Annotated in this window: 17 protein-coding genes; 8 read left to right on the top strand and 9 right to left on the bottom strand. The window is 54.8% G+C overall.

Annotation, left to right across the window (positions count from 1 at the left end; genetic code table 11):
- Nucleotides 1-59: 59 nt before the first annotated feature.
- The 6 genes from ACNQ6O_RS02640 to ACNQ6O_RS02665 all read right to left on the bottom strand — a co-directional run bounded on the left by ACNQ6O_RS02640 (nucleotide 60) and on the right by ACNQ6O_RS02665 (nucleotide 5,960).
- Nucleotides 60-761 carry an ABC transporter ATP-binding protein gene (locus ACNQ6O_RS02640; RefSeq protein WP_418051688.1) on the bottom strand — a complete coding sequence of 234 codons (702 nt, stop codon included), beginning with the start codon at nucleotides 759-761 and terminating at the stop codon, nucleotides 60-62.
- Nucleotides 762-770: 9 nt separating this feature from the next.
- Complete coding sequence (gene livG, locus ACNQ6O_RS02645) at nucleotides 771-1,526, bottom strand: high-affinity branched-chain amino acid ABC transporter ATP-binding protein LivG (protein ID WP_418051689.1); 756 nt, start codon at nucleotides 1,524-1,526, stop codon at nucleotides 771-773.
- 5 nt (nucleotides 1,527-1,531) lie between these two features.
- On the bottom strand, nucleotides 1,532-2,803 hold the full coding sequence (locus ACNQ6O_RS02650; RefSeq protein WP_418051690.1) for a high-affinity branched-chain amino acid ABC transporter permease LivM: 1,272 nt from the start codon (nucleotides 2,801-2,803) through the stop codon (nucleotides 1,532-1,534).
- Nucleotides 2,803-3,726, bottom strand: a complete 924-nt coding sequence (gene livH, locus ACNQ6O_RS02655) for a high-affinity branched-chain amino acid ABC transporter permease LivH (RefSeq protein WP_418051691.1) — start codon at nucleotides 3,724-3,726, stop codon at nucleotides 2,803-2,805. The genes ACNQ6O_RS02650 and livH overlap by 1 nt, the downstream gene beginning before the upstream one ends.
- 96 nt (nucleotides 3,727-3,822) lie before the next feature.
- A complete protein-coding gene (locus ACNQ6O_RS02660; RefSeq protein ID WP_418051692.1) occupies nucleotides 3,823-4,935 on the bottom strand; it encodes a branched-chain amino acid ABC transporter substrate-binding protein in 1,113 nt (370 codons plus the stop codon).
- A gap of 113 nt (nucleotides 4,936-5,048) precedes the next feature.
- Nucleotides 5,049-5,960: a tetratricopeptide repeat protein gene (locus tag ACNQ6O_RS02665; RefSeq protein ID WP_418051693.1), complete on the bottom strand. Its 912-nt coding sequence runs from the start codon at nucleotides 5,958-5,960 to the stop codon at nucleotides 5,049-5,051.
- 216 nt (nucleotides 5,961-6,176) lie between these two features.
- Here ACNQ6O_RS02665 and ACNQ6O_RS02670 point away from each other — a divergent pair, with 216 nt between their 5' ends.
- A complete protein-coding gene (locus tag ACNQ6O_RS02670) occupies nucleotides 6,177-6,671 on the top strand; it encodes a MarR family winged helix-turn-helix transcriptional regulator (protein ID WP_418051694.1) in 495 nt (164 codons plus the stop codon).
- A 189-nt stretch (nucleotides 6,672-6,860) separates the two neighbouring features.
- On the opposite strand, the gene lon is transcribed toward ACNQ6O_RS02670, so the two are convergent.
- On the bottom strand, nucleotides 6,861-9,308 hold the full coding sequence (lon, locus tag ACNQ6O_RS02675) for an endopeptidase La (RefSeq protein ID WP_418051695.1): 2,448 nt from the start codon (nucleotides 9,306-9,308) through the stop codon (nucleotides 6,861-6,863).
- Nucleotides 9,309-9,442: 134 nt separating this feature from the next.
- Here lon and trxA point away from each other — a divergent pair, with 134 nt between their 5' ends.
- On the top strand, nucleotides 9,443-10,306 hold the full coding sequence (trxA, locus tag ACNQ6O_RS02680; protein ID WP_418051696.1) for a thioredoxin: 864 nt from the start codon (nucleotides 9,443-9,445) through the stop codon (nucleotides 10,304-10,306).
- A 66-nt stretch (nucleotides 10,307-10,372) separates the two neighbouring features.
- On the opposite strand, the gene ACNQ6O_RS02685 is transcribed toward trxA, so the two are convergent.
- Nucleotides 10,373-11,737 (bottom strand): KamA family radical SAM protein, encoded by a 1,365-nt coding sequence (locus ACNQ6O_RS02685; protein WP_418051697.1) that lies wholly within the window; start codon nucleotides 11,735-11,737, stop codon nucleotides 10,373-10,375.
- Between the two features lie 664 nt (nucleotides 11,738-12,401).
- Between ACNQ6O_RS02685 and aceE the strand changes: the two genes are divergently transcribed.
- The 3 genes from aceE (at nucleotide 12,402) to ACNQ6O_RS02700 (ending at nucleotide 18,006) form a co-directional block, all read left to right on the top strand.
- A complete protein-coding gene (aceE, locus tag ACNQ6O_RS02690) occupies nucleotides 12,402-15,065 on the top strand; it encodes a pyruvate dehydrogenase (acetyl-transferring), homodimeric type (protein WP_418051698.1) in 2,664 nt (887 codons plus the stop codon).
- A gap of 10 nt (nucleotides 15,066-15,075) precedes the next feature.
- Nucleotides 15,076-16,740 carry a dihydrolipoyllysine-residue acetyltransferase gene (aceF, locus tag ACNQ6O_RS02695; protein ID WP_418051699.1) on the top strand — a complete coding sequence of 555 codons (1,665 nt, stop codon included), beginning with the start codon at nucleotides 15,076-15,078 and terminating at the stop codon, nucleotides 16,738-16,740.
- An 84-nt stretch (nucleotides 16,741-16,824) separates the two neighbouring features.
- Nucleotides 16,825-18,006: an acyl-CoA dehydrogenase gene (locus tag ACNQ6O_RS02700; RefSeq protein ID WP_418051700.1), complete on the top strand. Its 1,182-nt coding sequence runs from the start codon at nucleotides 16,825-16,827 to the stop codon at nucleotides 18,004-18,006.
- Between the two features lie 438 nt (nucleotides 18,007-18,444).
- On the opposite strand, the gene ACNQ6O_RS02705 is transcribed toward ACNQ6O_RS02700, so the two are convergent.
- Nucleotides 18,445-19,587, bottom strand: coding sequence for a hypothetical protein (locus tag ACNQ6O_RS02705; protein ID WP_418051701.1), 1,143 nt, complete (start codon nucleotides 19,585-19,587; stop codon nucleotides 18,445-18,447).
- Between the two features lie 218 nt (nucleotides 19,588-19,805).
- Here ACNQ6O_RS02705 and ACNQ6O_RS02710 point away from each other — a divergent pair, with 218 nt between their 5' ends.
- The 3 genes from ACNQ6O_RS02710 (at nucleotide 19,806) to astB (ending at nucleotide 23,503) form a co-directional block, all read left to right on the top strand.
- Nucleotides 19,806-21,020, top strand: coding sequence for an aspartate aminotransferase family protein (locus ACNQ6O_RS02710; protein ID WP_418051702.1), 1,215 nt, complete (start codon nucleotides 19,806-19,808; stop codon nucleotides 21,018-21,020).
- Nucleotides 21,021-21,084: 64 nt separating this feature from the next.
- A complete protein-coding gene (gene astA / locus ACNQ6O_RS02715) occupies nucleotides 21,085-22,182 on the top strand; it encodes an arginine N-succinyltransferase (RefSeq protein ID WP_418051703.1) in 1,098 nt (365 codons plus the stop codon).
- Nucleotides 22,163-23,503 (top strand): N-succinylarginine dihydrolase, encoded by a 1,341-nt coding sequence (astB, locus tag ACNQ6O_RS02720; protein WP_418051704.1) that lies wholly within the window; start codon nucleotides 22,163-22,165, stop codon nucleotides 23,501-23,503. Before astA ends, astB begins: the two co-directional genes overlap by 20 nt.
- The last annotated feature ends 3 nt before the right edge of the window (nucleotides 23,504-23,506 follow it).

Consider the following 23,506-nt stretch of genomic DNA (forward strand, 5'->3'; position numbering starts at 1 on the left):
ATCAGCAAAAAAAAGCCGGAGCAGGGTAACCCCTCTCCGGCTTTTTTGATGAGCGCATGTCAGCCTCCCAGGTACGCCTCCCGAACCTCCGGATTGTTCAGCAAGTTCTTGCCTGTATCGTGCAGCCGGATCTTTCCGGTTTCGAGCACATAGCCCCGGTCTGCCAGATTTAGCGCTTGATGTGCGTTCTGCTCAACGAGAAACACCGTAATGCCTTCGTCTCGCAAGTGGCCGATGATCTCGAAGATCTGTTGGATGATGATCGGTGCCAGTCCCAGAGACGGCTCATCCAGGATGATCATGTTGGGCTTGCTCATCAGTGCCCGGCCGATGGCGAGCATTTGCTGCTCACCGCCTGACATGGTGCCGGCCCGCTGGTTTTCCCGTTCTTTGAGTCGGGGAAACAGCTCGTAAACGTGGTCCTGACTTTTACGAATCTCCGCCTTGGTGTTGAAGAACCCGCCCATGTGCAGGTTTTCTTCCACGGTTAGGCCCGAGAACACCCGGCGGCCTTCGGGCACAATCGCGATGCCGGAGCGCATGATGTTGGAGGTGGCATCGTGGGTGATGTCTTTACCTTCCAGAATAATGCGCCCGGAACTGGCTTGCGGGTTGCCGCATACCGTCATAAGCAGGGTGGTTTTGCCGGCACCGTTGGCGCCAATCAACGAAACGATTTCCCCCTTGTTTACCTCAACAGAGACACCGTGCAACGCCTCGATTTTGCCGTAATGAGTATGAACGTTTTCCAGTACTAGCATAGTTCTTCCTCAGGCCTCGCCCAGATAAGCTTTAATCACGTCGTCGTTCTGACGAATTTCCGCGGGTGTGCCGCTGGCGAGGGGGCGGCCCTGGTTAATCACGGTAATTCGGTCGGAGATGTCCATGACGAGGCTCATGTCGTGCTCAATCAGCAGGACCGAAACGTCGTAATCCTCTTTCAGGCTGACAATCAGTTGATTGAGGTCTTTCGTTTCAGCCGGATTGAGGCCCGCGGCGGGCTCATCCAGCATGAGTAGCTTGGGCTCGGTGACCATGCAGCGAGCAATTTCCAGTCGGCGTTGCTGGCCGTAAGCGAGGTTGCCGGCTTCCCGGTTGGCGAGGTCCAGCAGGCCGACCCGTTCCAACCAATACGCCGCCTTGTCCAGAGAACGTTGCTCGCGGGCGCGGTAATCCGGTGTTTTGATCAGGCCGGCTAGCAGGTTGGTGTTCAGGTGGCGGTGTTGAGCGACCAGAAGGTTTTCAACCACCGACATTTGGCCGAACAGTCGAACGTGCTGGAAGGTGCGCACCATGCCGAGCCGAGATATTTTGTAATCCGGTTTGCCGTGCACTTCCTTACCTTCAAACAGAATCTTGCCGCCGGTAGGTTTGTAGAACCCACTGAGACAGTTAAAAACGGTGGTTTTTCCGGCTCCGTTCGGGCCGATCACCGAAACAATTTCATGGTTCTGAACGTCCAAATTTACGCCATCTACGGCCAGTAGGCCGCCGAAACGCATGGACAGATCTTGTACTTCTAGCATACCTGTCACTCCGGCCGTTTCAGTTCAATGGGAATTCGGCGCATGGGCATAAGGCCCTGTGGGCGCCATACCATCATCAGTACCATGGCAGCCCCGAAGACCAGCATGCGGAAGTCTGAAAACTCCCGCGCGAGTTCCGGCAAAATGGTGACGGCAATCGCCGCGAGGATGACGCCGATTTGCGAGCCCATGCCGCCCAGTACGACAATAGCCAGAATGATGGCGGATTCCAGGAAGACAAAGGATTCCGGGCTGATAAAGCCCTGCTTTGAGGCGAAGACGGTACCGGCAAAGCCGGCAAAGAAAGCGCCAATGGTGAAGGCCGAAAGCTTAACCGCGGTACGACTGATGCCGAGGGAGCGAGCCGCAATTTCATCTTCTCTGAGTGCTTCCCAAGCGCGGCCAACCGGCATACGCATCAGGCGGCGGATAACCAGCGCCGTAATCACAGCCAGTACGAGCGCGATCAAGTACAGGAAGATAACCTTGTGTTCACCGCTGTAGGCAATGTTAAAGGTCTCATGGAAGGAGGTATTACCTTCGCCTTTCACGCGGCGCCCGAATTCCATGCCGAAAAGCGTGGGCTCGGGTATGCCGCCGATGCCGTTAGGGCCACCGGTGACCGCGGTCCAGTTGTTCAGCAGAATACGGATGATCTCACCGAAGCCAAGTGTCACGATGGCTAGATAATCGCCCCGCAATCGCAGTACCGGAAACCCGAGGACCATGCCGAAGGTTGCAGCCAGCAAGGCGCCAACCGGCAACGCCATCCAGAAGGTAAACCCGAAATATTGGTACAGCAGAGCGAAGGTATAGGCGCCAACGGCATAGAAGGCTACGTAGCCGAGGTCCAGCAAGCCGGCTAGGCCAACCACCACGTTCAAGCCCAGCGCCAGCATGACGTAGATGAGCACCAGCGTAGCGAGATCCACCGAGCCCCTTGAAACAACAAACGGCCAGAATAGGGCCAGCACCACGAAGCCAGTGAGAACCCAGCTTTCCAGCTTCGCCCGCTTTGCCGCAGGCATGGGCTCGCGGTTGCTGAGGGGGTTGATTTTGGGCAGGTTGCCTAGGCTTCCCAAGATGTTATCTCGGAACAGTTGGAACAGAAACACCACCACGGCGGCCAAAAGTATAGAGATAACCGTTGCTGTGGTTGCCCCCTCAAGGCCGATCTTGGTGCCTTGGGCAACCAGGTTCAGCCCGAGGATCGGGTAGGCGATCACGATTGTGACGATCGCGCAGAACAAAGCGTGCTTTAAATTGTGTGTTGCCATCAGATCTTCTCAACCTCCGGTTTGCCAAGCAGGCCGGTGGGTTTGAACAGCAGAATCAGGATCAGCAAGCTGAACGAAACAACGTCTTTGTATTCACCGCTCAGGTACCCAGAAGTCATGCTCTCTGAAACCCCGAGGATCAATCCGCCCAGCATAGCGCCTGGAATACTTCCGATGCCCCCCAGTACCGCGGCGGTGAAGGCTTTCAGACCAGCGATGAACCCGAACAGTGGGTCAATCGAGCCGTAATACATGCCGAGCAACAGGCCGGCGACAGCCGCCAACGAGGCCCCGATGATGAACGTGGCAGAAATGATGCGGTTGGTATCAATGCCCAGCAGGTTCGCCATGCCCAAATCCTGGGAAACGGCCCGGCAGGCGCGTCCGATGCGTGAGCGTGAGATAAACAGGGAGAGCAGGGTCATGCAGATAAGCGTGGTGATAAAGATGGTGATCTGCATGTAAGAAAGCGAAAGCTGGAAGCTTTCAGGAGGACCAAAACGAAAGCTGCCGTCGATCAGCGCAGGGAAGCCAATGTTGCGCGAGCCTTGGGCGAGATGGACGTAATTTTGCAGGAAGATCGACATACCGATCGCGGATATGAGCGGAATCAAACGGTGTCGTCCGCGCACCGGGCGGTACGCGACCCGTTCAACGGCCCAGCCCATAGAGCTGGATACAATCACCGCGCAAATAAGCGCAACCAGTAAAATTACAGGTAACCAGGCGACGCCGAGGGTGGCAAGGCCGGTAATGGCAATAAGCGCGGTGTAAGCGCCGATCATGTAGATTTCGCCGTGAGCGAAGTTGATCATGCCGATAATGCCGTAAACCATCGTGTAGCCGATGGCGATCAGGGCGTAAGTGCTCCCGATCGTGAGCCCGTTAACGAGCTGTTGTGAAAAATAGAGGAGGTCTTGCATGCTTGGGGAGCTCCGAATGCATACGGCCAGAAAAGCACCTTCCCCCGGATCGCGGTTGGAAGGTGCTCTCATTCATACCTCGGTAGAGGATTTGGCTTACTGTGCCGGAGTCTTGCTTCCGTCAGAGTGCCATTCGTAGACAACAAACTCGAAGGACTTCAGGTCCCCGGCTTTGTCGTATTGAACGGTACCAATCGGAGTTTCAAAGCTGTTGGCGCGCAAGGCGGCAGCAACGTCAAACGGGTCTTTAGAATCGGCTTGTTTGATGCCTTCAGCAATCAGCTGAACCGCCGTGTAAGAAGGCAGAACGAAGGGGCCGGATGGGTCTTCGCCTTTGTCTTTGAACGCCTTAACCAGTTCTTGGTTTTCGGCCTTTTCATCAAAGCTAGGTGGCAGAGTAACGTAGAGGCCTTCGGCGGCTTCACCAGCGATGGTGTTGATGTCTTTATTGCCCACACCTTCAGGGCCCATGAACTTCGCCGTGACATCAGTCTGGCGAGCCTGACGTAGGATCAGCCCCAGTTCCGGGTGGTAGCCTCCGTAGTAGACGAAATCCACATCAGCTTGCTTGATCTTGGTGACCAGCGAGGAGAAGTCTTTGTCGCCTGCGGTGATACCTTCAAACATGGCCACTTCGATGCCGGCGTTTTTCAAGGTGTCACGAACCGCAGTGGCGATGCCTTCACCGTACTGTTGCTTGTCGTGGACAACGGCAACGCGATCCGGCTTCTGGCTGGCGATGTAGTTACCGGCAACCGGGCCTTGCATGCTATCCAGGCCGATTGTACGGAAGACCAGTTCATAGCCGCGTTCAGTGATCTCCGGGCTGGTAGAAGCCGGAGTAATCATCAGAATGCCTTCGTCTTCATAGATGTCGGAGGCAGGTTGTGTCGAGCTGGAGCAGAGGTGGCCAATAACGTACTGAACCCCTTCGTTGACCAGGCGGTTGGCCACGGTAACAGCCTGTTTGGGGTCACAGACGTCATCGACTTCGACACCGACCAGTTTCTCACCCATCACACCGCCGGCAGCGTTAATGCGCTCGATCGCCATGCGGGCGCCTGAGAATTGCATGTCACCATACTGGGCAACAGGGCCGGTCATAGGGCCTGCGATGCCTATTTTGATATCAGCAGCAGCTTGGCCGGCGGCCATCAGGGCAACGGAGGCGCTTACAGCGGTAGCGAGTTTTTTTGCGGAAATTTTCATCGTGTTTTTCCTGTGTGTGTCAGGGTTATTCTTATGTTCACAATGAGTTAAGAAACACCACAGCCTAGGCCTTGTCAAGCAAATGCGTGAGTAGAGGCTCTTCTTCTGCGAGTTTATGCACCTTCCGAGTCGTCGCGATCGATAAAGACCAGATTTTTAAAGTTTTCGTGGTCATGTAGCTGTTCAAAGCTAGGGTCCACAGATGCATCGTCTCGATAGGCTTCGGAGATCTCTATGGCTTTGGCAAGATTGGCAACGGCATCTTCCCAGCGGCCAATCTCGGCAAAAGCACAAGCCAGCTGGTAAAGGGCGTGGCCATTGTCCGGTGCCAGCTTGAGAGCGCGGTTACATAGGCTGATGGCCCAAAGCGGTTCTTGTATCTCGAGAACGGCGTCGGCTTTATAACTCAGGGCCTCAACATCGTCGGGGCGCAGTTCCAGAATCTGGTCGTAGGTGTTGATCTTGTTCTGTTGTGAGGTTTCCTGACTGGCTTTTAGCCAAAGCGCATGCACTTCGTTGGTCAGCTCAATCTCAGCCTGGTTTTGGTGAATAATCTCGGACTTTTGCTGCAACTGCACTTCGATCGCTTTCAGGCGTTTTTCGTATTCCACTACTAGCTCATTCACCCGTTCTTCTGCCAGGCCTGTGAGTTGGTGGCGCATGTCTCGGATCGAGTTCCAGCCGATGACAACAAGAATGGAGGTGGCGCCGGCAATCAGGTAGAAAAAGTAGGTGACTGTGTCGGCGGCATAAGACATGGATTTGTCGGCCACCGACAGCTCTTTCTCGACGACCTTTTCGATAAGCTCTGCGCGGGTGTTTTGCATGTCTTGTCGCAGCGCTTTGGTTTCGTCGAGCAGGTAGAGCTCCACGAATGGGGTGTACATCGGTTTTTCCAGCGTTTTAATGCTTTCTTCCAAGTTTTCGGCTGTGAGCTCTTCCTCAGGGCCGAGTTCCCGTTCCTGCGCGTGAAGATTTCCGGCAACGATGATGGCGAGGACGAAAGCGAGGTAATACCTGATCATTAAAGGTTTCCGCTTTTTATAGGTGAGTGAAACAATAATAGTGAGTGACCTTAGCACAGTGACTGTTAGAAATAATGTCGTGCGGCGACGCTCAGCCGTCTGTATCCGCAACGCTGCGACGCATTCGGTAGGCTAGGTAATATTCACCACTTGCATCGAGGAGTTCGAAGACCTCTAATAGTTAGAGGTATAAATATATGGCTTGGGAGTCAAGTTTTGGATAGTTACGAGCAGGTGTTGGTAGCGCTTCGGCGGGTTATCCGGGCAACGGATCTGCACTCGAAGCGGTTGAGCAAGCATGCCGGGCTGACCGGGCCTCAGTTGCTGATCATGCGCACCATCCGCGACTTGGGTGAGGTGACGATTGGTACGATTGCCGAGAATGTCAGTCTCAGTCAGGCAACGGTAACAACTATTCTCGACCGCCTTGAACACCGTAAACTGGTTTATCGTGTGCGGAGTACCAAGGATAAGCGGAAGGTGCATGCGCATTTGACGGAAGGTGGCGCCGATCTTCTGGCCCGCGCGCCGAATCCTTTGCAGGAAGATTTTATTGAGAAGTTTCAGAATCTGGCAGAGTGGGAGCAGACGATGATTTTGTCGTCGTTGCAGCGCGTGGCCCATATGATGGATGCCGATGACATTGATGCTTCGCCGGTTCTGACAGTGGGTTCTGTATTGAAGGATGACGGGTGGAAGGAAAAGGCCTGAATTTCGGGGCTGGCACTGGGTGGGGCGTGTGTTTTCTTTGGAAAAATAACTCGCTTCGCTCAGACATCTTTTTCCGGCAGAAAACACACGCCCCACCCAGTACCGATCGAAGCTTAATGATTGCGTCGCTGGAGTTTGGCGAGTGGGCTGTCCCTACGAGGACAGCCCCCCTTCTTGAAGTGACGTGGTTTAGTGCACGCTAGACCCACTCTTTGGCTTGTTGCCAAAACACACCTGAAACACATCGTTGTAGTTCTTGGCGAAGTTCACGCTTAGTCCCTCTTTGAGATAATCCGGCAACTCTTCGTAGTCCCCCCGGTTTGCCTCGGGCAGAATCAGATTGCTGATTTTCTGCCTTCTGGCGGCAATGACTTTTTCGCGAATCCCGCCAACAGGCAGTACCTGCCCCGTCAGCGTTAGCTCGCCCGTCATGGCTAGATTCTGCTGGGGAGCTTCTCGGCGGGCGATGGAGAGTAGCGCTGTCGCCATGGTGACGCCGGCGCTTGGGCCGTCTTTCGGCGTTGCGCCTTCCGGCACATGCAGGTGAACGAAAGACTTTTCAAAGAAAGTCGGGTCACCTTTGAAACGCTTCAGGTTGGACGCGACGTAGCTGTAGGCAATCTCGGCCGACTCGCGCATGACATCACCCAATTGCCCAGTCAGCTTGAAGCCTCGGTGGTTGGTGTGGACGCGTGAGGCTTCGATGCTCAGTGTGGCGCCGCCCATGGCGGTCCAGGCAAGGCCTGTAACTACGCCGGTGCCTTTCAAGGACTTCTCTTTTCGGAAGGCCGGCTGGCCGAGATAAGTGGTCAAGTCGCCCACGCCAACTCTTACCGGCTCGTCCGGGTTTTCCAGTAGCTTCACAATGCCCTTGCGAATGATTTTGTGCAGCAGTTTTTCGAGGTTTCGCACGCCTGCTTCACGGGCATAGCCCTCGATGACCTGGCGGATAGCGGCATCGGAAATGTTCAGTTGTTTCTTCAACAGCCCTGCGCGTTTCAGCAGGCGAGGCACCAAGAAGTGCTTGGCGATGGCGAGTTTTTCTTCGCTGATGTAGCCAGACAACCGAATGACATCCATCCGGTCCAGCAGTGGCTGGGGAATGGTGTCTAACTGGTTCGCGGTACAAATGAACAGTACCTTGGACAGATCCATTCGTACATCGAGGTAGTGGTCCAAAAACTCTTTGTTTTGCTCCGGATCCAAGGTTTCCAGCAAGGCGGAAGCAGGGTCGCCCTGATACGAGGAGCCAATTTTGTCGATCTCATCCAGCATGATGACTGGGTTAGACACTTTGGCCTCTTTCAGTGCTTGTACAAACTTACCCGGCATAGCGCCGATGTAGGTGCGCCGGTGGCCTTTGATTTCGGCTTCATCGCGCATGCCGCCCACGCTGAAACGGTAGAACTTGCGGCCTAGGGCGTCTGCCACCGAATGGCCAATCGAGGTTTTACCGACGCCTGGAGGGCCGACCAGAAGCAGTATGGAACCGCTCACTTCACCCTTGAAAGAGCCCTCAGCAAGAAACTCGATGATGCGGTCTTTTACATCGTCCAGGCCGTCATGGTCTTGGTCCAGAATTTTGCGTGCCGCGGCTAAGTCGAAGTGGTCCTGTGAGTATTCGCCCCAAGGCACTTGGGTAAGCCAGTCCAGATAATTGCGGGTAACGCCGTATTCCGGTGAGCCTTGCTCCAGAATCTGCAACTTTTGAATTTCATCTTTGAAGCGTTCTTGCACGGCTTCCGGCGGATTTAGTTTGGCCATCCGTGCTTCGAAACGCTCCGCGTCGGCGGTTTTGTCGTCTTTGGCGATACCCAGTTCACGCTGAATCACCTTCAGCTGCTCACGCAGGAAGAATTCACGTTGGTGCTTTTGTACCTTTTCGTTCACTTCCTCGTTGATTTCAGTCTGTAGCCGGGCGACTTCCTGTTCCTTGCGCATGAGCAGCAGCACCCGCTCCATGCGGCGAAGCAAGGGCACGGTGTCCAGAATTTCTTGCAGATCCTGGCCGGGGGCGCTGGTCATGGAGGCACCGAAGTCGGCCAGGGGTGAGCTGTCATCCGGGCCAAAGCGAGACAGGTATTGCTTCACGTCTTCGCCATAAAGCGGGTTGGTGCGCAGCAGTTCCTTGATGGCACCGATGATGGCCAGAGTGTAAGCCTTAAGCTCGTCAGCGGGTTCTTCCGGCTCTTCCGGGTATTCGACTTCTACGAGATAAGGTGGGCGACGGCGGAGCCATTGCACGATTTTGAAGCGGTGCAGGCCCTGAGCAATAAACTGAACCTTGCCGTTCTCGTGTTGCGCCTGATGTACCCGAACAGCGCAGCCCATCACTTCCAGTTCATCGCTGGCGGGAACGCCAGATTCAGATGCCGTGTCTTCAACAAAGCAGATGCCGAGCGTTTTGTGGTCGGTTTCCGCAACCCGTTTCAGGGTTTCCTGCCAAGGGTCTTCGTTAACCATGACCGGCTGTACCTGTGCCGGAAAGAAGGGCCGGTTGGTGACCGGCAACACATACATTCGTTGCGGTCGGGCTTGCTGTGGTAGCGCTAGGGCTTTGGTATTGTCCTCTTTACCGATGTATTCGGTCACGTCTTCTAATTCGTCCAGGGAGTCTTTGCGGTTCTCGTCGTTCATACCGTTCGCTCTAAAGGCGTGAGTGTTTACTATCCTATGTAACGGCGATGGCGGGGTTTTCAAGTTGCCTTGATTTTTTATTGTCTGGCCCCCATTACCAAAGCCATTAAACATCCTTATGACCGGGTAACTTTATGACTGCTTCACCCTATATCTTTGATGCCACCATGGACAACTTCCCGCAGGAGGTTATGGAAGCCTCTGCCAAAACGCCCATTCTCGTGGATGTCTGGGCGGACTGGTGTGCACCGTGCAAGCAGCTGATGCCGATACTGGAAAAGCTGGCGGATGAATACCAAGGGAACTTCTTGTTGGCCAAAGTGAATGCCGATGAGCAGCAAGAGCTGACCTCTTCACTGGGCGTGCGCAGCCTGCCGACGGTTATTCTGGTGAAAGATGGTCAGGCTGTAGACGGTTTTAACGGCGCTCAGCCGGAAAGTGAAATCCGCAAAGTGCTGGAAAAGCACGTGGAAGCTCCAGCAGAGGACCCATACGAAAAAGCCCACGCGCTTTGGGAAGCGGGCGATCTGGACGGTGCTCTGGCGATTCTGACGGAAATGAATCAGAAGGACCCGGAGAATCTAAGCGTACTGATCGACCTGGCCCAGTTAAAAGCCGAGCAGGGTGATCTGGAAACCGCAGAGCAAGTGCTGGAAAGCCTGCCGCCGGAAGAGAAACTGCAAACCAAAGCCAAACAGCTGGCAGCCCGCATCAAGTTTTTGAAGCAATCCAGTGAATTGCCGGCCATCGAAGGTTTGGAGAAAGCGCTGGAAGCTAACCCGAAAGACCCCGAAGCTCTGCACCAGTTAGCGCTGCACAAAGTGCTGCAAGAGGAGAATGCGGAGGCGATGGACTTGCTGATACGGCTAATGCAGGCGGACAGCACCTACAAAGATGGCGTGGCCAAGACGACGTTGGTGGAGTTGTTCGAAAAGCTGGGGAATAACAATGCGGATGTGCGGACGTATCGGAGGAAGTTGTATACGTTGATGCATTGAGGCTGTAGTAAAAGGCCAGATGAATTCCTTCATCTGGCCTTTTTACATCTACTTCAGGAGGTGGCCTCAGCCATTCCCTTTCTTCATCTGCTCAAACTCATCCTCAAAGAAGAACTTCTCCTCTCCGAAGGCTGGCTCAAGCTCGTGCAGCCAAGTGGCTGTTTCGCTGTACTTGGCGAAGAACGGGCGCTGTACCCAATCCGGGTTGCGGCCTTGCAGGAAGCGCAGCACGAAAACCTTCTCGCCCTGGATTTCGGCGATGCCCTGGATTTCAACCTTGCCGGGGCCGGCGCTCATGCTGGGGCCTCGGGCAGTGCGGGCCAGGCCAGAAACCTGTTTCATGGCCTCGCGGTAGATGTTGTAGGCTTCCGCTAGCGGCACTTCAAAGTAGTTCTTGGCGCCGGTGTCCCGCTCTACAAACATGTAGTAGGGGATGATGCCCAGCTTCACTTCTTTCTTCCACAGTTTGGCCCAATCGTCGGCGTTGTCGTTAACGTGCTTGATCAGCGGGCCCTGCGCGCGGATTTCAGCGCCGGTAGCGCGGATGCGGCGAATAGCTTCTTCTGCGATGTCGGTGGTGATTTCCTGCCAGTGGTTGTAGTGCGCCATGATGGCTACGTGCTTGCCTGCATCAACCAGCTTGGCGAACAGTTCGATCAGCTCATCTGCATCTTTGTCGGTCACGAAGCGGTAGGGCCAGAAGGTCAGGGCCTTGGTGCCGATGCGGATGGTCTGTATGTGGTCGAATTCCGGTTGCAGCAACGGCTCCAGATACTGAATCAAGTTTTTGGTTTTCATTACCATAGGGTCGCCGCCGGTCACCAGCAGATCGGTCACTTCGGTGTGTTCCTGCAAGTAGCCGTGCAACTTCTCGGCTTCAGTGCTGGCCATCTTCAGGTCTTTATCGCCCACAAACTGCGCCCAGCGGAAGCAGAAGGTGCAATAAGAGTGGCAAGTCTGGCCCTGCGCCGGGAAGAACAGCACGGTTTCGCGGTACTTGTGCTGCGCGCCGTCCAGTACTTCACCGTCCAGTTCCGGCATGTTCATTTCCATTTGGCCGGCTGGGTGCGGGTTCAGATCATCGCGGATTTGCTTGGCAAGAGTCTGAATGTCTTTTTTGTCTGCGCCATCCCGGTGCAATTGTGCCATCTGTTCGTAATGCTCGTCCTTCAGCATGCCCTTTTGCGGGAACACCAGCTGGTAGATGGGGTCGTTCGGTACCTTGTCCCAGTTGATCAGCTCGTTGATGACGTATTCGTTGACTCGGAAGGGCAGTACGCTAGCCACAACCTTCATCTCAAACAGGGTTTCCTCTGGCAGGTCCTGAATGGCTTCAATTTTGTCGAGCTGGCGGTCAGTAAACACCTTGAACCGGCGTTCTTCGAATTCCTGCACCGGAATACGGTTAGGAAAGGTGACGATGGAGTTCATAGATCGCCCTCTGTTGGGTAATAAAAAAGAAAGAAGGCTAAAGCACCTTCGTGGTTGCCTAAAAACGGGCCGAAAATTATACAGAATTCTGAAATTATTTTCAGGTCTAATCAATCCGAGCCTTGCATTTGGTCGCCTGTCATTGGGTGACTTTAGGTTAAAAGCCTGTGGTTGGGCGGAGTTGCAAGGTGCACGCGATCGTATGGGGGCGGGAAAGTATTTAGTAACGCGAAGGTTTGTTGCAAAAATAAGAGTATCAGACCTTGGTCGGGGGTGTGTTGTTTTAGTGAGGTGATTTGGTCATTATTACGTAAATAAACAGAAATAAGGCGGAGTCATTCGGCTGTTTCTTCATTATTCTCGCGAAAGCGCGTTCCATTTTAATAAAAAGTACGTAATTTTCTGATCAAGAAGATCGTTTCGATATCAGCGTCGGTTCAAGGCCGTTTCAACGCCGTGCCGAATAGAGCTATAGCTCCGGCCCGCGCAGGAAAAAAATGAAAGCTGTTCTATGCTTGAGAGAAGTCATGCAGGCCGCTCAGCATGTCTCGCAAGCTGATATTTCAATAATAAAACTGCCGGTTACTGCAGTTTCCAATTTCGCATCGTGTCTGGCTGCTGATCGTGGCGCACGTTGCATTCGTTAGGTTCAGGGGAGGGTTAGATGTACGAGGATGATGATCCCATTGAGACCAGAGAATGGTTAGATGCACTGGAATCTCTGATCGAGAATGAAGGTATAGACCGAGTTAAGTATATTCTGGAGCGTCTTTCTGAACGCGCCAGTCGCGACGGCACTGAGCTGCCGTATTCCATCACGACACCATTCCGCAACACGATCCCGGTGACTCAGGAAGCTCGGATGCCGGGCGACCTGTTCATGGAGCGCCGGATTCGCTCACTGATTCGCTGGAACGCCATGGCCATGGTGGTACGCGCCAATAAGCGCCCTGGCGATCTTGGGGGGCACATTTCTACGTTTTCCTCTGCAGCCACATTGTATGACGTGGGTTTTAACTATTTCTTCCACGGTGGCGATGAAAAGCGGGATTCAGACTTGGTGTATTTCCAGGGGCATGCCGCACCCGGTATCTACGCGCGCTCGTTCCTCGAAGGTCGTTTTAGTGAAGAACAGCTCGACAAATACCGTGAAGAAACCGGCGGCGAAGGCTTATCGTCCTATCCGCACCCATGGTTGATGCCAGATTACTGGCAGTTCCCGACCGTCTCCATGGGACTGGGGCCGATTCAGTCCATTTACCAAGCTCATGTGATGAAGTATTTGCACAGCCGCGAACTCATCGATATGGGCGACCGGAAGGTGTGGAGCTTCTTGGGTGACGGCGAGTGTGACGAGCCTGAAACCTTGGGCTGCATCTCCAAAGCCGGTCGCGAAAAGCTCGATAATCTGATCTTTGTGGTGAACTGCAACCTCCAGCGTCTGGATGGCCCGGTTCGGGGTAATGGCAAGATCATGCAGGAGCTGGAAGGCGTCTTCCGGGGTGCCGGCTGGAATGTCATTAAAGTCGTCTGGGGCCGCATGTGGGACCCGCTATTTGAGCAAGACGAAGACGGCATCATGCAGCGAGCCATGGACGAGATTTGCGATGGCGACCTGCAGAACTACGCGTTCAAAGGCCCGGCCGCCACCCGCAAAGAGTTTTTCGGTAGGTACCCTGAGCTGGCTAAGCTGGTTGAGAATTTGTCGGATGAAGACATCGCCAAGCTGAACCGTGGCGGCCACGACCCCTACAAGGTCTATGCAGCCTATCACCGGGCGGTGAACCAGAATAACGGCAAGCCGACGGTCATTTTGGCCCACACCATCAAAGGTTACGGCTTTGGTGCCGCGGGTGAAGCGCAGAACACCGCTCACTCGCTGAAGAAGCTGGATCTGGACACGCTTAAAGCGTTCAGGGACCGTTTCGGTGTGCCACTGAAGGACGAAGAGCTGGAAGATGTGCCGTACTACCGTCCGGCGCCGGATAGCCCTGAGCTGGTTTACATGAAGAAGAAGCGCCAGGAACTGGGCGGCTTCTACCCTAAACGTAACAAAGAGTGCCAGCCTTTGCAGATACCCGATCTGGATATCTTCAAGGCGGTGCTGGAAGGCTCCGGTGACCGTGAGATTTCCACCACTATGGCGTTTGTGCGCCTGCTGGGGGCTTTGGTTAAAGACAAGCGTGTGGGCAAACGTGTGGTGCCGATTGTGCCGGACGAAGCCCGTACCTTTGGTATGGAAGGCATGTTCCGTCAGCTGGGTATCTATACCTCTGAAGGGCAGAAGTACGTACCTCAGGACCGAGACCAGATCATGTACTACCGCGAGGCCAAGCAGGGCCAGATCCTGCAGGAAGGCATCAACGAGGCGGGTGCCATGGCAACCTGGATGGCAGCCGCTACGTCGTACAGCAGCAACAGCTTCCCGCTGATCCCGTTCTACGTGTTCTACTCCATGTTCGGTTTCCAGCGTATTGGCGATTTGGCATGGGCCTCGGGCGATATGCAGGCTCGTGGTTTCCTGATCGGTGGCACCGCTGGGCGGACCACGCTGAACGGTGAAGGTTTGCAGCACCAAGACGGTCACAGCCATGTCTTGGCCAACACCATTCCGAACTGTAAGGCCTACGACCCGGCTTACGGTTATGAGATGGCCGTGGTGATCCATCACGGCATGAAGGAAATGTTTGAGGAAGACAAAAACGTTTTCTACTACCTCACCGTGGAAAACGAGAACTACGCGCAGCCAGCGATGCCTAAGGGCTGTGAAGAAGGCATCATCAAAGGCATGTACCTGTTCGAATCCGTTGAAGCCAAAGGCAAGAAAAAGGCCCCGCGGGTTCAGCTGATGGGCGCCGGTGCCATCCTCAACGAAGTGCGCGAAGCGGCTCAGTTGTTGAAGGAAGACTGGGGTGTGGCGTCGGATGTCTGGAGTGTGACCAGCTACAACGAACTGGCTCGAGATGGCCAGCACGTTGAACGTTGGAATGCCCTGCACCCGGATGACAAACCACGCAAGGCTTACGTTACCCAGTGCTTGGAAAAACAGAAGGGGCCGGTCATTTCATCGACCGACTACATCAAGCTGCACTCCGAGCAGTTGCGGGCTTATATCCCGGCAACCTACATGACGTTGGGCACCGACGGCTTCGGCCGCAGTGATACCCGCGAGAAGCTTCGTAACTTCTTCGAAGTAGACCGTTACTACGTCACGGTTGATGCGTTGGCCGCTTTGGCTAAAGACGGTGAAATCGACCAGAAGCAGGTTCTCGAAGCGATGCGCAAGTACGGTATCGATCGCAACAAACCGAACCCGGCGCACAGCTAAGGAGTCCGCTATGAGTGAACAGGAAATTAAAGTTCCCGATCTCGGCGGTGCTGATGAAGTCGAAGTGATCGAAATCATCGCCAGTGAAGGGGATACAGTACAGGAAGAAGATCCGATTCTGACGGTTGAAACCGACAAGGCGACGGTCGAATTACCGTCACCCGCAGCCGGCAAGATCAGCAAGATCACCGCCAAAGTCGGTGACAAAATCAAAGAAGGCGATGTGGTCGGTATGCTGGTTGCCAGTGAGGGCTCGGACGACTCGGAAGATGACGCCGAGAGTGCTGAGGAAGCGAGCAAAGCCGAAGCTGACGAAAAGTCGGAAGCCAAATCGGAAGACAGCAAACCAGCCCCGAAAAAACAGTCGGGTGGCTCTCGCACGGAGCGGGTGAAGGTGCCATCGCTTGACGGCATGGAAGACATCCCGGTCATCGAGATTAACATCTCGGAAGGCGACACGGTTGGTGTGGATGACCCGCTGGTTACGGTGGAGTCGGACAAGGCCACCATGGAGATACCGTCTCCTTTCGCCGGTAAAGTGAGCAAGATACTGGTGAAAGAGGGCGACAAACTCTCCGAAGGCGATGATTTGCTGGATCTGGTTGTCGAAGGCGAAGGCGGTGAATCGGAAGAGCCTGCTGGCTCAGAAGAGAAGGCTCCATCGAAGGGTGGTGCGGACCAGCCCGAGGCCAAGTCCGGCTCCAAGCGTGAAAAACAGGAAGAAAGCTCGGCTCAAAGTGCAACTTACGCACCTCCTGCGCCTGGCACCAAGGTGCACGCTGGCCCGGCGGTTCGGAAGCTCGCCCGAGAGTTGGGTGCAGACCTGACTCGAATCAAGGGCACGGGTCCGAAGAGCCGTATCCTGAAAGACGACGTGCACGATTATGTGAAGAGTCAACTGCAGCAGGTTCAGCAAGGTTCATCGGTTGCTGGCGGTAGCGGCATTCCCAGCGTGAAACTACCGGACTTCAGCAAGTTCGGTGACATTGAGCGGGAAAGTATGTCTCGCATGATGTTCACTACCGCGAACAACATGCAGCGCAGCTGGCTGAACGTGCCGCACGTTACTCAGTTTGATGATGCCGACATCACCGAAATGGAAGCCTTCCGCAAAGCGCAAAAGGCGGCCGGCGAAAAACGTGGCGTGAAAATGACGCCGCTGCCGTTCCTGCTGAAGGCGTGTGCTGCAGCGCTGGCTGAACTGCCCCAGTTCAACGTGTCGTTGGATATGGAACGCAAGGAAGTCGTGCGCAAGAAGTACATTCATATCGGCATTGCTGTGGATACGCCTCACGGACTGATGGTACCGGTGATCCGGGACGTAGATCAGAAAGGTCTATGGGACCTAGCGGCAGAAAGCGCCGAGCTGGCACAGAAGGCGAGGGATAAGCAGCTGAAGCCGGCAGAAATGCAGGGTGCTTGCTTCACCATCACCAGCCTGGGTGGCATTGGTGGAACTGCCTTTACGCCGATCGTGAACACCCCGGAGGTAGCGATTCTGGGCGTGTCTAAAGCGGCCATGAAGCCGGTGTGGGACGGCAACGAGTTCCAGCCGCGGTTGATGCTGCCGTTGTCATTGTCTTACGACCACCGGGCGGTGAACGGTGCGGATGCTGCCCGATTCACCAACCTGCTCACGCAGCTGCTTGGGGATATTCGAACCTTGTTGCTGTAGTCTTTGTCTGTTGCCGCTTCAATCAGCCATGGTTGAAGCGGCAGGCATTGGCAGGACAATCCGTTTTTGGTGGGCGACAAAACCATGGGCAACAAAGCAAGTTTCAATTGGGAAGACCCTCTTCTGCTGGATCAGCAGCTTTCCGACGATGAGCGAATGGTGCGCGACAGCGCCCGCCAGTTCGCTGAGCAAAAACTCCGCCCTCGCGTGGAGGAAGCTTTTCGAAACGAACACACCGACCCCGAAATCTTTCGGGAAATGGGCGCCAGTGGTCTGCTGGGCCCTACCATCCCCGAACAATACGGCGGTAGCGGCCTGAACTATGTCAGCTACGGCTTGGTGGCTCGTGAAATCGAGCGTGTAGACTCCGGTTACCGTTCCATGATGAGCGTGCAATCCTCCTTGGTGATGGTGCCCATCTACGAATTCGGTAACGAAGAAACCCGTCAGAAGTACCTGCCCAAGCTCGCTTCGGGAGAGTGGATAGGCTGCTTCGGCCTGACCGAGCCGGATCATGGCTCCGACCCCGGCAGCATGGCTACTCGTGCGCGCAAGGTGGACGGTGGTTATCGGTTGACAGGCAGTAAGATGTGGATCACCAACAGCCCAATTGCGGATGTGTTTGTGGTCTGGGGCAAAGACGATGACGGCAAGATTCGCGGCTTTGTGCTGGAAAAGGGCTGGGAAGGTCTGAGTGCTCCGGTGATCCACGGCAAGGTCGGGTTGCGAGCGTCCATTACCGGCGAAATCGTCATGGACGAGGTGTTCGTGCCGGAAGAAAACGCCTTCCCCGAGGTAAGGGGCTTGAAAGGCCCGTTTACCTGCCTAGATTCCGCCCGCTATGGTATTTCTTGGGGCGCGCTGGGCGCTGCAGAAGACTGCTGGCATACGGCACGGCAATACGTGCTGGATCGCAAACAGTTCGGCCGCCCGCTGGCTGCCAATCAGTTGATCCAGAAAAAACTGGCGGATATGCAGACCGAGATTGCGCTGGGTTTGCAGGGAAGCTTGCGTTTGGGCCGAATGAAGGACGAAGGTACGGCTGCGGTGGAGATTACCTCCATCATGAAGCGTAACTCCTGCGGAAAAGCCCTTGAGATCGCCCGGCTGGCCAGAGACATGCTGGGGGGTAACGGTATCAGCGACGAGTTTGGTATTGCCCGCCATTTGGTGAACCTGGAAGTGGTGAATACCTACGAAGGGACTCATGACGTGCATGCGCTGATATTGGGGCGCGCGCAAACGGGCATTCAGGCGTTCTTCTGACGGCGAGTTTGTGAGAGTCAAAAAAGCCGGGTTGCCTTTCGAGGTCACCCGGCTTTTGTTTTTAGTGAGCAATCAGTTCGCGAAAAACATCCAATCGAAGTAGTTGTGCAGATCTTGCATGGCATAGGCTTCTGCAGGCTGGGTCAGTTCGAACAGCAGACTTTGGTCTTTGGCTAATTTCATGATGACACCTCGTGAAGTTTCAGCAGATTGAAGCAGGGCAGGGGCGCTGCCGGCTGCTTTCATAAGAATCACTGCATTCGCTGTGCCAGCTCTTATGCTAGACGTAACTCGTTGATGTTAATAAGTTGGTGAGGAGGTTTTGGTGTGAGGCAGTGAAGTGAAAGGGCCATCGCAGGGCACGTTGCACCAAACTAGAACGAAAAAACCCCGGCGGAAGCCGGGGTTAAAGGAGAGTTAACGCTAAAGGAGTACCCGTTAGAAGTTGTACTGGGCTGCGAACAGCAGGCGGTTCGCATCACCATCAGAGCCATCAACGTTTTCGCGCTTCAGGAACTGATATTCAACGCCCATCATTACGTTCTTGACCGGAGTCCATTTGTAGTTGGCCATGACTGCAGAGTTGGTCTCACTTTGTCCGCCGAGAGCACCCGCAAAACCGGCCGCAGCTGCATCATCTTCAGCATCGTCCCAATCTACTTCAACCATGCCGTAGCCGATGTTGATGCTGCGACCACCGCCAAGGTTGATGCCGGCACCGATCGAGCCACCGTAGCCCGCAATCGTTTCTACGTCACCATTGCCGTCAACGTAGGCGCTGGCTGCACCGAAGTTGTCACCAGAGCGATACAGGTAGCTGTTGGCGCCATCGCTGTAGGAGAGTGTGCCCTGAAGCGTAATCATGTCGGTCAGCATCATTTTGGCGGCAACGAAGGTTGCAAAGCCAAAGGAGCTTTCATCGTCACTGCCAGTGTCGTACCCAACCTGATGGGCGAGAAGCGCCGCAGAGTAGCTCATGCCGTCATTGGAATCTTCAATTCGGGCGGTGAAGGCTGGCATGCTGTCCTTTTCGTCAACCCCTCCAGCCGACAGGATGGAGCTATTTGGTTGTTCGAGCGCAATTGACAGAGGGCCAGAGGTATATCGTGCCTGTGCTGTGCGCGCCTGATAACCTGCCAAACCGGGCAGCGAGTCAAAATCCAGAGTTGCTGTGTTGCCCACGAAGCTGGTGAAGTTCGACCAAGTTTGCCCCATGAGCACGCCGTTATAGCTACCAAAAGCGTGACGCAGGCGGAGGCTTCCTCCCCGGAAGTCACCTTCAACAGTAACCGCGACGCCTTCAGGTGTGACGGTTTTTACGCCAAGACGGCTCTGAACCGCATCAGCACCAAAGTGTCCATCTTTGCCATCGTCCGTTGCAAGGCCGCTATAAGACCCGGACCGTGTGCTTAGAGCCTGATTGTTATCAATGTCATAGCTTGCGTTTAAACGTGCATAACCGTAAATACTCGTATCGTAACCACCAGCATTAAAGCTGAACGCCTGCGCCTGAGAAGCCAATCCCAGCACTGTCACAGCCGCCGTCGCACGAATCGCCATTCGCAATTTATTGTTCTGCATTGTTGTTGTCTCCACATATTTGTTTTTGTTGGACCAACTTCAACTTAGTAACGGATACGTCACATTTCAAACAAAAAATGCATTAGATAGACCAACGTCTAATCGGTAGATGGGGAACTATGGAATGTTGGCTTGAAACGGGCTGTTCTTATACGTTCAGAGGCGTATTATGATTGGATTCAACCTGTCACTTAGTAATGAGTCACTGAGAGAAATCCATGAACAAAGAACCCGTATCCCGCGAATTGTTTGACGAAGTAATGGTGCCCAACTATGCCCCCGGAAATATCATCCCGGTGCGAGGTGAGGGCTCCCGCGTTTGGGATCAGGAAGGGCGAGAGTTTTTGGATCTGCAGGGCGGCATTGCGGTGACCAGTCTGGGCCATGCGCACCCGGGGCTGCTGAGTGCGCTTCAGGAACAGTCTGAGAAAGTCTGGCACCTCTCCAATGTAATGACCAACGAGCCGGCACTGCGGTTGGCGAAAACCCTGTGTGACCATACCTTCGCAGAGCGTGTGTTCTTTGCGAACTCCGGCGCCGAAGCAAACGAAGCGGCTTTCAAGCTGGCCCGTCGTTATGCTTGGGACAACTTCGGCCCGGAAAAGCACGAAATCATTTCATTCAAAAACGCCTTCCACGGCCGTACCTTGTTTACCGTGAGTGTGGGTGGCCAGCAGAAGTATCTGGAGGGCTTTGAGCCTGCTCCGGGCGGTATTCACCATGCAGACTTTAACGATCTGGATTCGGTAAAAGCCCTCATCTCCAAAGAGAAAACCTGTGCGGTGGTGATCGAGCCTATTCAGGGCGAAAGTGGCGTGATGCCAGCTGATCCAGAGTTTCTTAAAGGCTTGCGACAGCTGTGTGACGACAACAACGCGCTGCTGATCTTCGACGAAGTGCAGACGGGTGTGGGCCGCACCGGGCATTTGTACGCTTATGAAATGTACGGCGTGATTCCGGATATTCTGACCAGCGCAAAAGGCTTGGGTGGCGGATTCCCTGTTGCGGCTATGCTGACAACCGCGAAGGTGGGTGCCAGCTTGGCGGTGGGAACCCACGGCAGCACCTATGGCGGTAACGCATTGGCCTGTGCTGTGGCGCAGAAAGTGATTGATACAGTGAGTCAGCCTGAGATTCTGAAAGGCGTGAACGAGCGTTCTGAAAAACTGCGTCGGGGCATGATGGCGATTGGCGAGCGCTATGGCGTTTTCTCAGAAGTGCGTGGGGCTGGTTTGTTGCTGGGCTGCGTGCTGACTGAACAGTGGCAAGGCCGTGCCAAAGACTTTTTGACCGCCGGGCTGGAAGAGGGCGTGATGGTGCTGATGGCGGGGGCAAACGTTGTGCGTTTGGCACCATCGCTGATCATCCCTGAGACCGATATCGAAGAAGCGCTTCAGCGTTTCGAAGCTGCGGTGAAAAAACTGGCGAAATAATAAGAAACCGGTGGCTTGACGCCAGGGCCACCCACACTCTGAAGTGACAGAGAGAGGGAGCAGTATGCTGATTGTTCGGCCGTTGCAATCCACGGATCTCGAAGATCTGTACGCCATGGCCCAGAGTGCTGGCAAGGGGCTAACCACCCTGCCGGCCGACCGAGAATTGCTTCAACGTAAAATCGACTGGGCGACAGACTCTTTCAGCAAACGATGTAAGCCGGAAGAGGCTCTGTATCTGTTTGCTCTTGAGGATACCGAAACCGAGCGGATGGTTGGCATCAGCGGTATCGAAGCTCGGGTAGGTCAGGATGAGGTGTTCTACAACTACCGCCTGAGCCTTACCGTCAACGCTTCCCGTGAGTTGGGTGTGCATGTTCGTACACCCACCCTTCATCTTTCCAGCGACATGACCGACGCCACCGAAATCTGTTCACTGTTGCTGGCGGATGGTTATAAAGGTGGCGGCAATGGGCTGTTGCTGTCCCGCAGCCGCTTTATGTTTCTGGATGATTTCCGGGAGTTCTTTTCGGACAAAGTGTTTGCAGAAATGCGCGGGGTGTCGGATAAGGATGGGCAGAGCCCCCTTTGGAACGCCCTGGGCAGCAAGTTCTTTGACATGGAGTTTGCAGAGGCAGACCGGCTTTCGGGGTTGGGTAACAAGTCCTTCATTGCAGAGTTGATGCCGCAATACCCCATTTACCTATCGCTGTTGCCCGACTCCGCCAGAAGTGTGATTAGCCAAGTGCACGACAACACCCGCCCGGCACTCAAAATGCTCGAAGCCGAAGGTTTCAACTTTAATGGACTGGTCGATATCTTTGACGGCGGCCCGGTGGTTGAAGCCTTTTTGCACACCATTCGAACCGTGCGCGACTCCTTGAATCGGGATGTGGTTGTGGATAATTCACCCATTGACCTCGATGTGCCGGCCGAACACCGGGTGATGGTGTCTAACCGTTCGTTCAGTAACTTCCGGCTGACCACTCTGCCAATGAGCTGCATTGGGCAAGATACCGTAACCATTCCGCAGGCGATGGCTGAAGCCTTGCATTTAAAAGACGGTGATACCGTTCGTTTGGCGCCCCTGAAAGACGGCGGCCTTTCGCCTATTCATCTGGAAGACTCGATAGGGGTTAATGATGGCAAAACACGCAGTTGAGGCTAACTTTGATGGGTTGGTGGGGCCAACCCACAATTACGCCGGGCTGTCTTGGGGGAATGTCGCGTCCAAATCGAATGTGAATGCGGTCTCTAACCCAAAGCAGGCGGCCCTGCAGGGCTTGGCGAAGATGAAAGCGCTGGCCGATCGGGGTTATATGCAAGGTGTTTTGCCGCCCCACGAACGGCCCCACGTGCCGACTTTGCGCGCCCTGGGTTTCGAGGGCAGTGACGAGCAGATTCTTCACGCTGCGGTAAAACAGAACCCGGCTATTTTGGCTGCGGTGTCGTCGGCATCTACCATGTGGACGGCAAACGCTGCAACGGTTTCACCCAGTGCCGATACGGCAGATCATCGGGTCCATTTCACGCCTGCCAACCTCAGCGCCAAATTCCATCGCTCGATTGAACACGAGGTTACCGGTCGGGCATTGAAGGCTATCTTCCGGGACGAGCAGTACTTTGCTCATCATTCAGCGTTGCCTTCCGTCAGCCACTTTGGTGACGAAGGCGCAGCAAACCATACCCGACTCTGCAGTCACTATGGAGAGCCGGGCGTTGAGCTGTTCGTTTACGGGCAGCAAGCGTTTAATCAACAAGCGCCGGCTCCGGTAAAGTACCCTGCGCGCCAAACGCTAGAGGCGTCTCAGGCCGTGGCGCGGTTGCACGGTTTGGCTGACCGGAACACCGTGTTTGCCCAACAAAACCCTGCGGCGATTGATGCCGGCGTGTTTCATAACGACGTGATTGCGGTGGGGAATGGCAATTGTCTGTTCTACCACGAACTGGCGTTTCTGGATGAGACCCGGGTGCTAGCGGATATTCGTGAACGGCTGGCGGGTACCGAGCTGGAAGCCATCAAGGTGTCGGGGCAGCAGGTGCCTTTGGAAGACGCAGTGTCTTCGTATTTGTTCAACAGTCAGTTGCTGAACAGTCCGGACGGCATGCTGTTGGTCGTGCCGGGAGAGTGTCGGGAGATTGCCTCGGTCAGCCGATATCTGGATGAGCTGGTGGCGTCCGACGGACCGATTACCTCGGTCGAAGTAATGGATGTGAAACAATCCATGCGCAACGGCGGTGGGCCGGCTTGCCTTCGCTTACGGGTGGTGCTCAACGACGAGGAGCGCCACGCGATCAATCAAGGTGTTGTGCTAACCGACGAACTTTATCAGCGGCTGACGAGTTGGGTGGAAACCCATTATCGCGACAGGCTTGTTCAAGAAGACCTAGCGGATCCGAAGTTGCTGAACGAAGTTCGGCAGGCGCTGGACGAACTCACCGGAATTCTCCATCTCGGCCCTATCTATGATTTTCAGCGCTAGAAC

Source organism: Marinobacter sp. SBS5 (assembly GCF_048285575.1).
Classification (GTDB): domain Bacteria; phylum Pseudomonadota; class Gammaproteobacteria; order Pseudomonadales; family Oleiphilaceae; genus Marinobacter.

Excerpts from the sequence above, each read along its gene's own strand:
- ACNQ6O_RS02640 (WP_418051688.1), bottom strand. The coding sequence starts at position 761 with ATGCTAGTACTGGAAAACGTTCATACTCATTACGGCAAAATCGAGGCG.
- livG (WP_418051689.1), bottom strand. The coding sequence starts at position 1,526 with ATGCTAGAAGTACAAGATCTGTCCATGCGTTTCGGCGGCCTACTGGCC.
- ACNQ6O_RS02650 (WP_418051690.1), bottom strand. The coding sequence starts at position 2,803 with ATGGCAACACACAATTTAAAGCACGCTTTGTTCTGCGCGATCGTCACA.
- livH (WP_418051691.1), bottom strand. The coding sequence starts at position 3,726 with ATGCAAGACCTCCTCTATTTTTCACAACAGCTCGTTAACGGGCTCACG.
- ACNQ6O_RS02660 (WP_418051692.1), bottom strand. The coding sequence starts at position 4,935 with ATGAAAATTTCCGCAAAAAAACTCGCTACCGCTGTAAGCGCCTCCGTT.
- ACNQ6O_RS02665 (WP_418051693.1), bottom strand. The coding sequence starts at position 5,960 with ATGATCAGGTATTACCTCGCTTTCGTCCTCGCCATCATCGTTGCCGGA.
- lon (WP_418051695.1), bottom strand. The coding sequence starts at position 9,308 with ATGAACGACGAGAACCGCAAAGACTCCCTGGACGAATTAGAAGACGTG.
- trxA (WP_418051696.1), top strand. The coding sequence starts at position 9,443 with ATGACTGCTTCACCCTATATCTTTGATGCCACCATGGACAACTTCCCG.
- ACNQ6O_RS02685 (WP_418051697.1), bottom strand. The coding sequence starts at position 11,737 with ATGAACTCCATCGTCACCTTTCCTAACCGTATTCCGGTGCAGGAATTC.
- aceE (WP_418051698.1), top strand. The coding sequence starts at position 12,402 with ATGTACGAGGATGATGATCCCATTGAGACCAGAGAATGGTTAGATGCA.
- aceF (WP_418051699.1), top strand. The coding sequence starts at position 15,076 with ATGAGTGAACAGGAAATTAAAGTTCCCGATCTCGGCGGTGCTGATGAA.
- ACNQ6O_RS02700 (WP_418051700.1), top strand. The coding sequence starts at position 16,825 with ATGGGCAACAAAGCAAGTTTCAATTGGGAAGACCCTCTTCTGCTGGAT.
- ACNQ6O_RS02705 (WP_418051701.1), bottom strand. The coding sequence starts at position 19,587 with ATGCAGAACAATAAATTGCGAATGGCGATTCGTGCGACGGCGGCTGTG.
- ACNQ6O_RS02710 (WP_418051702.1), top strand. The coding sequence starts at position 19,806 with ATGAACAAAGAACCCGTATCCCGCGAATTGTTTGACGAAGTAATGGTG.
- astA (WP_418051703.1), top strand. The coding sequence starts at position 21,085 with ATGCTGATTGTTCGGCCGTTGCAATCCACGGATCTCGAAGATCTGTAC.
- astB (WP_418051704.1), top strand. The coding sequence starts at position 22,163 with ATGGCAAAACACGCAGTTGAGGCTAACTTTGATGGGTTGGTGGGGCCA.